The 16866-nt window shown below is 37.3% G+C and carries 2 protein-coding genes; one reads left to right on the top strand and one right to left on the bottom strand.

Annotated features, from left to right (window positions below; genetic code table 11):
* Nucleotides 1-108: 108 nt before the first annotated feature.
* The gene (locus NST14_RS08405; RefSeq protein ID WP_341118522.1) at nucleotides 109-15153 is read left to right on the top strand and encodes a DUF7507 domain-containing protein; all 15045 of its coding nucleotides are present in this window, start codon (nucleotides 109-111) and stop codon (nucleotides 15151-15153) included.
* A gap of 111 nt (nucleotides 15154-15264) precedes the next feature.
* On the opposite strand, the gene NST14_RS08400 is transcribed toward NST14_RS08405, so the two are convergent.
* Nucleotides 15265-16812 (bottom strand): hypothetical protein, encoded by a 1548-nt coding sequence (locus NST14_RS08400; protein WP_070805642.1) that lies wholly within the window; start codon nucleotides 16810-16812, stop codon nucleotides 15265-15267.
* Between the last annotated feature and the right edge of the window lie 54 nt (nucleotides 16813-16866).

Here is a 16866-nt window from a genome sequence, read left to right as displayed (position 1 = left end):
TTTAGACATTTAAATCATTATTACTAAATCAACTTGTACATGTTACCCTTTATTTGTCACACACATATCCTATTTTGACCAAGACTATATTGTAAATGAGGTGACAACATGCCCATTACGAATCGATTTTCTACCACCACTAACGGCGCACTCGCTATTACAGGAAATACTTTAGGCTTAAGTAAAATTAGTAATCAAAACCGTGCTGGTACAATCGGGGCAATTGGTGCATTCGCAACTACGAATACCGCTTTACAAGTACCTACTTTTCCTGCTGGTACAACGTTAAACTATACACAAAATAGTTCTACCGCTATTTTAAATATCCCTGCTGGTAGTACAATTCTTTACGCGGAACTCGTTTGGGGTGGAAACTATTTATCTCGTGATCAAAACATTACGAGTGTATTAGGAAACCCGGTTTCTTTTACAACACCTGTTTCAACATACTCGATTACTCCTTCAGCTGTTACAGCTTCAAATCAAACTTTCGTTTCAAATTCTATTACATTTGGCTTTTACACTCGTTCAGCAGACGTAACCACTCTTATTCAAGCTGGAGGTTCTGGTTCCTATACTACAGGAGCTGTCCCTGGACTTGTAGATCCTATAGATGCTTCTAATGGAACAATTAATTCAGCTGGATGGACGCTTATCGTCGCTTATCAGAACGGGACATTACCCGCAAGAAACTTAACGATTTATGTAGCAGGCAACCGTGTTTCTGCAGAAACTGGTAGTGCCGATGTATCTGTCTCAGGATTTTTAACACCTTCAGGAGGCCCTGTAAGCGGGAGATTATTTTTAAGTTCTACCGAAGGAGATGCTGATTTAACGGGGGATCAAGCTTTATTTGGACCCAATTTCAGTTCATTAAATGCATTATCTGGGCCAAATAATGCTGTAAATAATTTTTTTGGTTCTCAGGTCAATAATGCTGCTGGAAACTTAGATACAACTGGGACATTTGGAACGCGAAATCAAAGTGCCTCTACAGGTACAAACATCTCAGCCGGGAGACAGGGCTGGGACATTACTTCTATTGATATTTCTCCTTATTTAACAAATTCCCAAGTGTCCGCCGCCATCCGTTTAACTACTAACGGAGACGCGTATATGTTAAATACAGTCGGTTTACAAATCAACATAAATTCACCTAACATACAAGCAACGAAAAGCGTAAACAAAAGTGTCGCTGCAATTGGAGATGTCGTCACTTATACCGTTACGATTCCTAATACCGGGCTTCTTCCCGCCAATAACGTTATTTTTATAGATAATCTTCCTACCGGTACTTCCTTTATACCTGGCACTGTAACGGTAGATAACGTACCACAAACAAATGCTAATCCGGCTGCTGGTATATCTCTTGGAACAATTAATAACAGTGCTTCTCGTACAGTAACTTTCCAAGCGACTGTCGTTTCACTTCCAAATCCAAATCCGATTTCTAACACTGCTAATATTACATTTCAATATACACCAATTGCTGGAGGAACAACCTTTAACGGTCTTGCTACAAGCAACTCTGCTGGAACACAAATTAACCTCGCAGATATTAATGGAACAAAATCAGTTAACAAACTTTTTACCGATATTGGCGAAACGCTAACTTACAGTATCGCTTTAGCTAATATAGGAAATATCGCCGCAACGAACGTTATATATACGGATCCGATTCCTAGCGGAACTACTTTCATTCCAGGGAGTGTAACTGTTAATGGTGTTACTCAGGCTCCCGCTACTGGTATATCAATTGGATCTATTGCTGCTAATTCTACGACTACTGTTGCATTTCAAGTATTTGTTCCTTCTATTCCCCAAACAAATCCAATATTAAATAGTGGTACAACAACATACCAATACATTCCTGTTCCAAATCAACCGGCAGTAAGTGGGACTGATACAACGAATATTGTCTCCACTCAAGTGAATAACGCTACTGTCACTATGGCAAAAGCAGTAGATAAAAATTTCGCTGATATTGGTGATACACTAACGTACACCGTTTCCTTTACAAGTACAGGTAATACAAATGCGAACAACATTATTTTTACAGACGCTATTCCTACTGGAACGACTTTTGTCCTTAACAGTTTAACAATAGATGGCACAACACAAGTGGGAGCAAATCCCGCTAACGGCGTGAACATTGGATCGATCCCAACTGGTACAACAAAAAACGTTTCATTTCAAGTAGTAGTAAATACAATACCCGCGTCAAATGTCGTATCTAATGGATCAAACGCTTCTTATCAATACATCGTCAACCCTAGCCAATCACCCGTTACAAAAAATATTTCTTCTAATCTCGTTTCCACTCAAATTAATAATGCAAATGTAACATTAACAAAATCAACAAATAAACAATTTGCTACAATTGGCGAAACAATCAGTTATACAATTCTTATTACAAACAGTGGAAATACAGCTGCAACTAACGTGCAATTAACAGATCCACTTCCAAATGGAACAATTTTAACTCCTGGTACTGTAACACTAAACGGCATTTTGCAAAATGTAGATTCTCTCGTTGCTTTACCTATCGGTACAATTCCTGGCGGAGCTACTTTTACACTTTCTTTCCAAGTAACTGTCATCAATATTACCGCCCAAAATCCTATCATTAATAATGCTTTCGTTTCTTATTTATACACTGTAAATCCTAGTCTGCCACCAACTTCAAAAACAGCAAATTCTAATTCTGTTACATCAACAATTAGACTAGCAAACCTTCAAGCTACTAAATCTGTAGATAAAACGTTTGCGGAAGTTGGAGATGTATTAACTTACACCTTCGCTCTTACAAACAATGGGAATGTTACAGCAAACAATGTAGTACTATCCGATTCAATAGCGAACGGGACTTCCTTTGTACCGAACAGTGTTATCGTTAACGGTGTTACTCAGCCGGGCGCAACACCAGCTAGCATCAATATTGGTAGCATCAATGCTAATACTACGATTACAGCTTCATTCCAAGTATTAATCACTAGCATTCCAAACCCAAACCCTATTTCAAATAGTGCCTCCATCTCTTATAACTTTATTGTTGATCCAAACGCTTCGCCTGTAAGTAAGAACACTACTTCAACTACTACATTTACGCAAGTAAACGATGCAAATGTCATTTCAGCCAAAACAGTAGATAAAGGGTTCGCTACTGTAGGAGATGTATTAACTTATACCGTCGTTTTAACGAATGCAGGAAGTGTTTCTGCTGATAGCCCTACTTTCGTAGATACGAATCCAGACGGTACTACCTTTATCCAAAACACTTTCCTTATTAATGGTGTACTCCAAAATAACGCCGATCCAAATGTCGGTGTTCCGTTACCTTCCATTCCTGCGAACGGCTCACTTACCGTCTCTTATCAAGTAACTGTCACCTCTTTACCAACACAAAATCCAACAATAAATTCATCTAGTACACAGTATAGTTTTATTTTAAATCCGGGCGATCCACCAACTATAGAAACATCTTTAAGTAATACTGTAAGTACACAAATTAATGTAGCAAATGTAGTTATTGTCAAACAGGTAGATTTAACTATTGCTGATGTTGGGCAACCAATCACATATACCATTGCCCTAGCTAACCCAGGAAATACTACTGCAAATAATGTTGTTGTTACTGATATACTACCTCCTGGTACGACTCTCGTACCAAATAGTATTTTTATAGGTGGTGCTTTACAGCTAGGTGCGGATCCAAGTGTTGGCCTTCAAGTTGGTACGATTCCAGCAGGCGGAATTACAACAATTGTTTTCCAAATTAGTGCAACCAGTTTACCTTCACCAAATCCAGTTCAAAACAGCGCCGCACTTCAATATAGCTTTATTGCCGATCCAAATTTACCTGCTGTTGTGAGAAATGCTACTAGTAATATAGTAACGACACAAATTAATACTGCTAATATTGTCGCTACGAAACTAACAAGTACAAATTTCGCTGATGTTGGTGATGTCATAACTTATGCAACGATTTTAACAAATAACGGCAATATCCCTGCCTCTAATGTAACGTTTACAGATATCATTCCAGCTGGTACCATCTTCCTTCCTAACACTGTAACGATTAACGGCGTCCCTATAGCTAATGCAAACCCGGCTAATGGCATTTTAATTGGTACGATAGGAGCGAATTCATCACGTACTGTTTCATTTCAAGTTTCTGTACCAACTATTCCTAGTCCAAATCCGATTACGAATCAATCGAGCACTACATTCCAATACACGTACGATGCATCCAAACCAGTTGTAACGCAGATGTTGGCCTCTAACACCGTACAGACAACTATTAATAATGCTACGATTGCCGCTGTGAAATCGGCAGATAAACAGTTTGCTAACGTAAATGATATGATTACGTACACGACTACTTTAACGAATAACGGGAACACACTTGCAACAAATGTAATTTTTACAGATGTAATTCCAAACGGAACATCATTTATCCCTAATAGTGTAACAGTAAATGGAAATACACTCCCTAATACAAATCCAGCAAGTGGAATTGCAATTGATCCAATAAACCCTAATACAAGTGCAACAATCTCATTTCAAATAATAGTAAATTCCATTCCTAATCCAAATCCAATCCCGAACCAAAGCAATACAGCGTACCAATATGTCATAGATCCTAACTTACCTCCAGCATCCGCTAATGCGTTAAGTAACGTAATAACAACTCAAATTAATAACGCTACAATCGTCGCTACGAAGTCAGTAAATACACCGACAGCTGCAATTGGGGATATCGTTACTTATACGATTGCCGTTACGAATACAGGAAATATTCCTGCTAGTGCTACAGTTTTAACAGATGGACTCGGCGCAGGCGCTTCATTTGTCCAAAACTCTGTAACTATCAATAATATTCCGCAGCCGGGGTTAGATCCATCACTTGGTATTCACTTAGCAGATATTCCCCCAGGAGATACTGTATTCATTTCTTTTCAAGCACAAATTTTAGCGATACCACCTAGTGGCACATTAACAAATAATGCTCTTGTAAATTATGAATATACCGTGAATCCAAACCAATCACCTGCTGTTAATAGTACAATTACAAATACAACGGTTACTCCAATTATTGATGCTACATTAGTTTTAAATAAAAATGCGAGTACAACTTTCGCTACAATTGGTGATACGATTACATTCACTTCATCTGTTACAAACACAGGAAATACTACTGCGAACAACATTGTGTTTACAGATTCCATTCCAAATGGTACTACCTTTGTCCCAAATAGCTTTAAAATAAATGGTGTAACCGTCCCAAATGCAAATCCGCAAAACGGTATCAATATTGGTAACTTGAATGCAAATGCATCGATTACACTCAGTTTTCAAGTAAACATTACAACACTACCAAACCCTAATCCAATTCCTAACAAATCATCGCTTCAATATAGCTTTATTGTTGATATAAATGAGCCGCCTGTTTCACGAACAGTTCAATCCAATAAAACCTTTACACAAGTAAATACAGCTTCCGTTATCGCAACAAAAACTGCAAGCAGCGCATTTGCTGCTGTTGGAGATACAATTACGTATACAACTACCCTCACTAATAGCGGAAATACTACCGCAAACACACCTGTTTTTATCGATATATTACCACCCGAACTTTCATTCGTTCCTGATAGTGTACAAATTAACTCCATCCCACAACTTGGATTTAGACCAGATAGCGGAATCTCTTTAGACTCAATTCCAGTTGGAGGAACGATAACAATTAGCTTTCAAGCTATTGTTGGCTCAATACCAGCTACAAATCCAACATTGAACCAATCTAGCACAACATACTCTATCATTGTTGATCCTACCCAGCCGCCGGTGACAGAAACAGCTACAAGTAATCCAACTTTAGTTCAAATTAACGAAGCGATTATTCAAGCAACGAAAAGTGTGGATCGACTATTTTCTGACATCGCACCTGGAAATTCATTTTTAACGTATACTGTTTTATTAGAAAATATAGGGAACACAACTGCTACGAATATCATTTTTACAGATCCGATTCCAAATAATACAATATTTATAGAAGATAGCGTTCGAGTAGGTGGGGTTTTATTTCCTGGAGTAAGTCCAGCGAACGGGATACCTATTGGAGATATTATTGCAGGAGATTTTATAAATGTTACCTTCCGTGTGCAAGTAGTTAGCATCCCAAATCCTATTTTTACAATCGGACCTGGAGGACCAAACTCACCAGTTGTAAACGGTGCTTCTATTGATTATCAATTTATGACAGGACCTAATTTACCACTTGTTTCACGAAATACGACATCTAATTCTGTTTCGACACAAATAAATTCTGGGGAAATTGTGGCAATCAAATCTGTAGATAAAACTTTCGCAACGATTGGCGATACAATTTCTTATACAATTACATTAAGCAACCCTGGAAATGTCACTTCACAAAATATAATTTTCACGGATACTTTACCTGATGGAACGGCATTCATATCTGGCACTCTTACAAACGATTCTGGTACACAGCAAATCGGAAATCCATCTAACGGGATTCAGATTGGAAATATAAACCCAAATGGAACGGCCGTGATTACTCTTAATGTACTTGTTACAAACATTCCAAGTATAAATCCAATTTCTAATTTTAGTTCTGTACAATTTGCACATGTGGTTGATCCTAGCCAACCTGCCGTAACACAAACGAATGTATCTAATTCTGTTTCGACAACAATTAATAGTGCAATATTAACGACCCAAAAAAGCGTTGATAAATCTATCATTTCTGTTGGAGATACGATTACGTATACAACAACTATTACAAATACAGGAAATACGACTGCAACGAATATAACGTTCACGAGCGCAATTCCAGCTAACACTACCTTTATACCAAACTCAGTCAAAATAAATGGGGTTCAGCAATCTGGTGCGCAACCAGCACTTGGAGTAACTATACCAAATATCGCGCCTGGTGAAACAGTAACCGTTACTTTCCAAGCAACTGTTCTTTCTGTTCCCCCTTCAAGTTCAATTATGGGTAGTGACACAATTTTATATTCTTATACTGTCGATCCAAACGGAACTCCTATTACAACTTCTACTTCAACGAATATCGTTACAAACCCGGTACTTGATGCTATGATAACGATGGTGAAATCTGTAGATCAAACACTTGTAACACTAGGTGATACCATTACCTATACGACACTTTTGACAAATATCGGTAATACAAACGCTACGAATATTACTTTCACTGATCTTATACCAAATGGTACAACGTTTATTACTGATAGTGTTACAATAGGTGGCATTACACAAATCGGGCTCAATCCTAATACCGGCATAACAATTGGATCAATTGCTCCTAACAGCTCAATATCTATAGCATTTCAAGTTACCGCTACTTCTACACCAGCCCAAAATCCTATTGCCAATTCCGCTACTGCTTCTTACACATTTATCGCTGATCCAAATGCACCAGTTGTTTCAAGAAATGTTACTTCAAACACAACATTTACTACAATTAATACAGCTACCATTCTTTCATCTAAACAAGTTGATAAAGCATTTAGCCACATCGGAGATACACTCACTTATACTGTCACTTTAACAAACAATGGAAATTCATCTGCACAAAATGTTATTTTCACAGATACTATGCCGAGCGGAACTACATTTATTGCAAACACATTTTCCATTAATGGAGTTTCTCAAAGTGGTGCGAATCCAGTAAACGGTGTAAATATTGGACCGATAACAGCGGGGGCTACAGTAAATGTTTCCTTCCAAGTAAACGTGACCTCATTACCAACCGAAAACCCAATGGTAAATTTCTCATCAACATCTTATCAATTAATCTCACCGCCTGATACAGAAACTTCAATTAGCAATCCTGTTTCAACGCAAATTAAAGAAGCCATATTATCTATGACGAAGAATGAAAGTGCATCCTTTGCAGATATCGGGCAAACTGCCTTTTATACTACTTCTATTTCCAATATAGGAAATACGGATGCAACTAATATAGTATTCACAGATGTATTACCAAGTGGACTCACATTTGTTCCTAACACATTAACCGTCGATGGCGTTTTACAACCTAACGCGAATCCAAATACAGGTGTATTACTTGCAGCACTTCCACCAAATGAAATATATAGTATCGTCTTTCAAGTTACAGTTAGCAGCATTCCACCTATTAATCCAGCACCGAATACAGCATCAACGACATATGAGTTTACTGTTGATCCTGTTAACCCTCCAGTGTCGAGTTCAGCTACTTCCAACACTACGCTTCTTCAAATAAATAACGCAAATATTATAAGTACAAAAACGGCAGATCTTACCTTTGCGGATGTTAGTAATACAATAACATTTACACTTAACCTCCCTAATACCGGGAATGTGGCTGCAACTGATGTTACCGTCATCGATATACTTGATAGCAATTTAAGTTTCGTTCCAAATAGTTTCACAGTTAATGGGCAAACCATTCCAAATGCTGATTTATCTACTGGTGTAAATATCGGTTCCATTAATGGTGGTAATACGGCAATTGTCACATTCCAAGCAACTGTTACTACACTTCCTACACTTAATCCTATTTCTAATTCTGCTTCTATCACATATCATTATGTCGTTGACCCTAGCCAGCCATCTATTACAACTTCTAATCAATCTAATACAACAACCACACAAATTAATAGCGCTATCCTTACTGCACAAAAAAATTCAAATGTATCTACGGTTGACATTGGGCAAGATATTGTCTACTCCGTTACAATTACAAATAGCGGAAATGTTAGTGCAACAAATGTTATTTTTACCGATCTTATTCCAGATGGAACTTCATTTGAACCGAATAGTTTTACACTTAACGGAACTAGCATCCCAACTGCAGATATCGTTACAGGGGTTCCAATTGGTGATATCGCGCCAAACCAATCTGTCATTGTGGCATTTAATATTATCGCAGATGAAATCCCGCCTATAAATCCAATTACCAATCAAGCTAGCGTTAACTTTCAACATATCGTTAATCCGACTAATCCACCAGTTTCAAAAAACATTACTTCTACTACTGTTTCAACAAAAATCGAAAGTGCAATTTTAAACACGATTAAAATCGGAGATAATGCTTTTGCAACGATTGGTGATACGATTACGTATACAACTACGATTACGAATACAGGAAATATTCCAGCTAACAACGTTGTTTTCTCAGACCCTTTACCTTCATGGACACAATTTGTTACAGGATCAGTTGTTGTTGACGGTACTTCATTACCATCCGCTTCTATCATTGATGGTGTTGGCATAAATACAGTCAATCCAGATCAAACTGTAACAATCATATTCCAAGTTCAAATTGTAAGCAATCCGACAACATTCACTCCTGAACTCCAGAACTTAGGATTTGTGAACTTCCAATATAACGTAGGCAATGCATTACAGGCTCAGCCTGGCAACGTGGAAACGAACGTCTTCGTTACTTCTATTCATTCAGCAATACTTTCAGCTGTAAAAACTGCTAGTACAGCCTTTGCAAATATTGGCGACACGATCACTTATACCGTTTTAATTCAAAATAGCGGCAATACAAATGCTACGAATGTAAATTTCTCAGACCTCATTCCAGCAGGAACGACCTTTGTTGAAAATAGTTTTACTGTAAATGGAAATACCATTCCAGGTGCCAATCCAAATAGTGGAGTTACTATCGGGACCGTTAGCGCGGGTAGTTCCTTAACTGTTACTTTCCAAGTCATAGTTACATCTACCCCACCTTCAAATCCAATTACAAACGTTGCATCTATTCAATATGCATTCATCGTTGATCCGGCGGCTCCTCCTGTTACCGGCACAATAACTTCTAATAGCGCTTCAACACAAATTAATAACGCGACTGTTACAACTATTTTAGAGGCAGATCGAACAATCGTATCTACCTTAGATATCATTACGTATACAGCAACATTAACGAATACTGGGAACTTCCCTGCAAACTCTGTATTACTCATTAACGGTGTTCCTGAAGGGGCATTATTTGTTCCAAATAGTGTCACGCTTAACGGGATTTCACTTCCAGATGCAAGTCCAACTCTCGGTATTCCAGTTGGTATTATCGCACCAGGTGATTCTGCTACGATTACGTTCCAATTTCTTGCAAACTCTATTCCACCGCAAGGAGCAATTATAAATCAAGCACTTACAAGTTACACGTATATTGTCGATCCGAGTCAACCTCCAGTTACAGCAACCTCCTCATCTAATACGGTTAGTACAGCTGTCGTTGATGCATCGCTGTCTGTAATTAAAAATACAGATTCTCTCGTACAATCTACTAACGGTACAATCACTTACACTGTAGTCGTTCAAAATAACGGGAATACAACTGCAAATACAGTTACTTTAACAGATTTGGTCCCAGAAGGAACTGCATTTATTCCGAATAGTGTGACCATTGATAGTGTCTCAATTCCAGGTGCCGATCCAAACGTAGGGATACCATTAAACTCCATAGCGCCTTCAGACATTATCACCATAACATTCCAAGTGATCGTTCAATCCATTCCAAGCGTGAATCCAATTTCTAATATAGCCCGTATTGCCTATACTTTTATCGCCGATCCAACCGCTCCTATCATCTCTCGAACAATAACGTCTAATCCAGCAGTCACACAAATTTCGGATGCGAATGTTCTTTCATTAAAAGCAGTCAATGCACAACAAGCAACAACAGGTGATATTTTGACTTATACGATAACGCTAGAGAATACCGGAAATATTCCTGCTTCAAATCTTATATTTTCAGATACTCTTCCAGAAGGGACTACATTCGTAGACAATAGTTTTACACTTAACGGAACAGCTATACTTGGTGCAAATCCAAATGCAGGTGTTACTTTGCCTAACCTAGCAGCAAACGCTACTCACCTTATTTCGTTCCAAATTCTTATTAACGATCCATTCTCGCAACAATCGATTACAAATCAATCCAATACAACATATACAATTCAACCAGATCCAGGGCAACCGCCTATTACGGAAACATCTACTAGTAATATCGTCATTACAAATTTCGTGCAAGCACAATTAACAATTACAAAAACATCCAATCCAACAACTGTAGATATTGGTGGAACGATACTTTATATTTCTGAAGTGAAAAATATCGGCAATGTTGACGCAATAAATATTATTTTTACAGATTCGATTCCAGCTGGGACTACATTCGTTCCCGACAGTGTCACAATTAACGGTGTACTTCAGCCTGATACAAATCCAGAAAACGGAATATCAATTGGAACGATCCCATCAAATAGTTCCAAAACAATACTATTTCAAGTACAAACAAACAATCCACCTACTGAAACCGAAATTGTAAATCAATCTTCAGCAACGTACCAATATGTAAGCATTCCTACAGCTCCCCCAGTAAATCGCTCTGCAACTTCTAATATCGTTACAACATCACTTCAAAATGCAAATATTATTTCTGTTAAGCAGGCAGATGTTACTTTCGTATCCATCGGGCAAAATATTACCTACACAAATACACTACAAAATATAGGAACTGTTCCGGCTAACAATACATTGTTCATTGACAATATTCCAGAAGGTACGATATTCATTGAAGATAGCTTATCAATAAATAATGTCATTCAGCCTGGTGCGAACCCTGAAAATGGAATAACTCTTGGCACGATACAACCAGATGAAACAGTCACTATTTCATTCCAAGTACAACTTACAAGTATACCTCCTGGCAATACAGTCATTAACATTTCAGACACTTCGTATGAATACCAAATTGAGCCTAGTTCTCCAATTATTCAGCGTAGATCGTTATCAAATGCAGTAACTACTGAAGTCCGTACAGCAAATGTTAGTGCACTTAAATCTGCTAACAGATCTATTACACGCATAGGTCAAATCATCACATATACAGTCGCCGTTACAAACGCTGGTACAGTACCTATTACAAATACTCTCCTAATTGACGCAATTTCTGCTGGCACCACATTCATTCCAAATAGCATTCTTGTAGATGGTATACCAAGACCTAACGAGAATCCAAGTACCGGAATCACCCTTAATATTATCCTTCCAAACAATACAATTATCGTTACATTCCAAGTAAATGTAGTCTCTATACCTCCTCAAAATAACATTAATAATATCGCCGTCATCCACTATGAGTATCAGCCGGACCCAAGCTTACCACCAATTTCAGAAACGACATCTTCCAATACTACAAATATACAATTTATTGATGCTATTCTTATCGCTACAAAATCTGCTAATACAATAGTAGCTAATATTGATGAAACTATTGAATATACAGTACTCATTCAAAATAACGGATCCACTACAACTAACTCCATCTTTTTTACAGATACGATAGAAGATGGAACAGTCTTTATTCCAGGAAGTGTAATAGTTAACAACACGGTACTTCCTGCAGCAGATCCAAATATCGGTTTTTCTATTCCTAATATTGCGTCAAGTCAAGCGACTACAATAACGTTCCAAGTTTCCGTTACGAATTTACCTGCTGTAAACCCAACACCTAATACTGCAAACATCGTCTACGACTTTATTTTCAACCCTGATTTTGCACCAATTCAAAAATCGACTAATTCCAACACTACTTTCGTTCAAATTAATGATGCTGATATCGTTTCACTTAAAACTGTTGATTTGACTTCTGTAACAATTGGTGACATTTTAACTTATACAACAACTTTAACGAATACAGGGAATACAGATGCCACTGCTGTTGTATTTACAGACAATATTCCTGGTGGAACTACCTTTATTGACGGTAGCGTTTTAGTAAATAACATTCCGCAGCTTAACGCCAATCCAAGTACCGGTATACTTGTAGGAACGATTGCTCCTAACATTTCTATCCCAGTCACATTTTCTGTTACCGTCATAGCGCTTCCAGCTAGCGGCCATGTTCAAAATCAATCAACTTCTCGTTATACGATAAATGGAGAAGAACAAATATCGACTAGTAATATTACCTTCACTGAAGTTATTACTGCTACTGTAGTCGCAACAAAAACAACGCCTATCCAATACGGTGACCTACAAACGATTATCCCTTACACAATTTCCATCACAAACAACGGGAATATACAAGTAGAAAACATTATCGTGACAGATATCATCCCAGCAAATACGAACTTTATAGAGAACAGCGTTATTGCGAATGGCAACGCTCGTCCAAATGACAATCCACTTAGCGGGATACAAATTGATAACATTCCCCCTAATACAACAGCAACTATTCTATTCCAAGTACGGGTTACTTCGATTCCGCAAACAAATCCAATCTCTAACACGAGTACAATTGAATTTCAATACACGTTACCAGATCGACCACCTATTACCGAAACTATTATTTCATCAGCTGCCATAACAGAAATTAATCACGCGACTTTAAATAGTAATAAAGCTGTTGACCTGGCATTTGCAACTGTCGGTGATACGTTAACGTATACGATTATACTCAATCAAACTGGTAATGTTGCAGCAAATGATGTAGTCATTCAAGATATGATTCCTCAAGGTACTACGTTTATAGAAAATAGCGTTATTGTAAACGGAGAAACTCTTCCGGGAGTTAATCCAGTAAGTGGCATACCAATTGGTACTATAATTGTAGACGGAGATGCTATCGCTTCATTCCAAGTTTCTGTGACTTCTATCCCAACACCAAATGAACTCAACAACAATGCAATTACTACCTTTAACTATACCGTCAATCCAAATAACGCACCTGTTACAAATACAACCACAACAAATACTGTCACAACAACTGTCCAAAATGATAATGTCATTGCGATAAAAGCTGTTGATTTCACGAGTGCCTTACCTGGTCAAACTTTAACTTACACCATTACGATTACTAATAGTGGTAATATCACTATTGAAGATCTTCTTCTAGTAGACACAGCACCAGTAGATACGACATTCGTTAGTGGTAGTGTTACAATTAACGGAATCAATCAACCTAATACGAATCCTGAAAATGGTATTACATTAGGAACTCTTGCTCCTAATGACTCTGTTATTATTACATTCCAAGTAACAATCTCTTCTTCTACTCTTCAATCTACAATCAATAACGATGCGACTGTTTCCTACACGCCTATTGTCGGTCCAATCGAACCACCTATTACGATTACAAGGCAAATAAATACCGTTACAAAGCAAACAAATACTGTTACAACAATAATAGTTGATCCAATGGTTAGTATTGAAAAAACAGCCGATAAATCTATCGTGGCGACAGGGGACATCATAACTTTCACATTAGAGGTGATAAATCATTCACCAATTTCTACAATCAGTACTTCTGTCCTAGATATAATTCCAGCCGGTACAACATTTATAGAAAACAGCGTATCAATTAATGGTACTCAAGTTCCAAATACCCGTCCAGACACTGGTATTAATATCGGCTCTTTACCTGCAGATGGAGTAGCAACGATAACATTTAGAGTTCTTGTAACTTCTATTCCTTCAAACAGTACAATTATAAATTCTGCAACAGTTACAGCCGCTTTCCAATTGACACCACAGGATCCGATTATTACTTTCGTTGTTAATTCGAATATTGTTCGTATACCAGTTCAATTTGTAACTGCGACAGTCACGAAAAACGCTTCCGTCAGCTCAGCTTATTTCAATCAATATTTTGATTACACGGTGCGTATTACAAATACTTCTGAGATTTCACTCTTAAATATTTCTTTACAGGATACTATTCCAGTAGGTTTACAATTTATGAGCGGCACCGTCTCCATTAACGGAGAACGCTCTCCACTAGCGAATCCGAATATCGGTTTCCTAGTTGCTACTAATTTAGAACCAAGCGAAACAATTATCGTGTTATTCACCGTACAAGTGATAAGTCCACCTGTTACTAATGAGTTTAAAAATACGGCTAATATTTCGTTACAACTTCAAGCCTCGCCTACCGATCCACCAATTACAGTAACCGTTACAAGTAACGAAAACATCGTCACTTTTGTTCCAGAAAACCAAGATGAAATACTTCCAAATTTAAGTTGCTTCTTTGACGGGGAACGCTTCATACGGATTACTCCTCGAAATGTACGAAATTACCTTTGGACTTGGATTTGGTGGGATTAAATGAAACAAAAAGAGATTGTAGTTTGGTTGAAACCAAATTACAATCTCTTTTTCATTCTCTTTATCGTACTACTTAATAACTCGTCCAAGCATTTATAACCGAGCATCATCTCAAGTTAATTTAGTCGTAATAAGTTGACCTGCCTCATTAATTGTTACTTTCCATTTCGCTCCACTAACAGTCTTCATAATGATACCTTTACTTGCTTCTATTTCAATATCTCCAAACATTCTTCCGCCTGTTGTTGCTAACCAAGCATTCCCATTTTCCATAGAAGATCTCGCAAATATACGATTAATTCGAAAACGTTTATGGTCTTGAACATAACCACTCAGTGTAATTCTCGCTTTATATAGTTGACTCGCCTTCATATTCGATATAATTGTGTCGCCTACATTTAATGGAACATCCGATGCAACAACCCAATTTCCAGTTGCACTTAATGCATACTCAATTTTAATTTTCTTCGGGCTCTCTCCCCATCCAAAATACATGCCAAAACAATTCAACATTTGGATTGGATTTTTCGTAAAATCTAATTCAATCACAACTGGATTACTATCCGGAACATCGATATAGTTTACACTTTGTTCATCTATTAAATTAAAACAATTTGCAAGATTCCCCCCGTAAGGCAATTTCCCACTTACTTGCTTAACAGTATACTTCTGCTGAGCATTTACTAATATATCATCTTGGTTCCCTATTAAATGTGGTTTATTTAACGTAATCGGCAACTGAATCCGAAGAGATTCTTCATAGGTAGACTTACAAACATTGTATTGTCCTTTATCTACAATAGTTGTGGAAAGTAAATTCGAAAAAAGGTAGTTACGATGCGAATTAGAAGAAAATTCAATGACAATCTGTTCGCTACTCATCCGGTACGTATCCCAGATCATACAATCAAATGTATTATAAGCGCCCGTACAACGAATTACTTTTTTCGTTTGCTGTCTACATTGTACTTGAATATCATGAAATGTATTACCTGAACTTTCATTTGGCAAATCACTATTTCCATCTACTTCTATCCCATACTGACATCCATCAATAAATATAGATTGAAATACATTTGCATTAATCCAGCAAGGGGTATTTATATCATCTATAAATTCTGTCTTTAAATGTATTGCAGTTTGAAAGTTTTTAATTTGAATAAAGTTGACTTGAAAAAAACTAATATAGTCCCATGCTTTTTGACAATAAAAGTGTATAGCCTTTCCTTTATATGACGACGTTGCATTTATTATATTTATATTTGATATAAGAGAGTGATTAGGAACTTCTATTTGTTGTGAACCGGAAACATAAATAACTGCAGATTGAAACAGTGGATTTATAACTTGAACTGTACCACCTGTTATAGACGCATTTTGTTGCAATTCGAACGCATTAAAATCTCCATCGATTTGTAGTGTTACAGTAGGATCTAGCTCTAACCTTACATTTGATTTAACAACAACCGGCTTTACAATTTTGTACGTATTTACCCCTGTAATTCTAACCGTCGAAATTCGATTCGCTACACAATAATTTATAGCTTGCTGAATTGCTAATGAACTATCATTTCCCGAGTTTGGAACTGCTCCAAAACAATCAATATGAACGCTATTTTCTGGTGCACAATCTTCTTGGGAAGAAATATATTCTGACAAAATAAATTCACTCCTCATATTACCTTTTTCATATAATATGTGAGTTTTATCTTA

Source organism: Bacillus sp. FSL W8-0519, from assembly GCF_038005585.1.
GTDB lineage: Bacteria > Bacillota > Bacilli > Bacillales > Bacillaceae_G > Bacillus_A > Bacillus_A paranthracis.
This window is presented reverse-complemented; position numbering and strand designations above follow the sequence as displayed.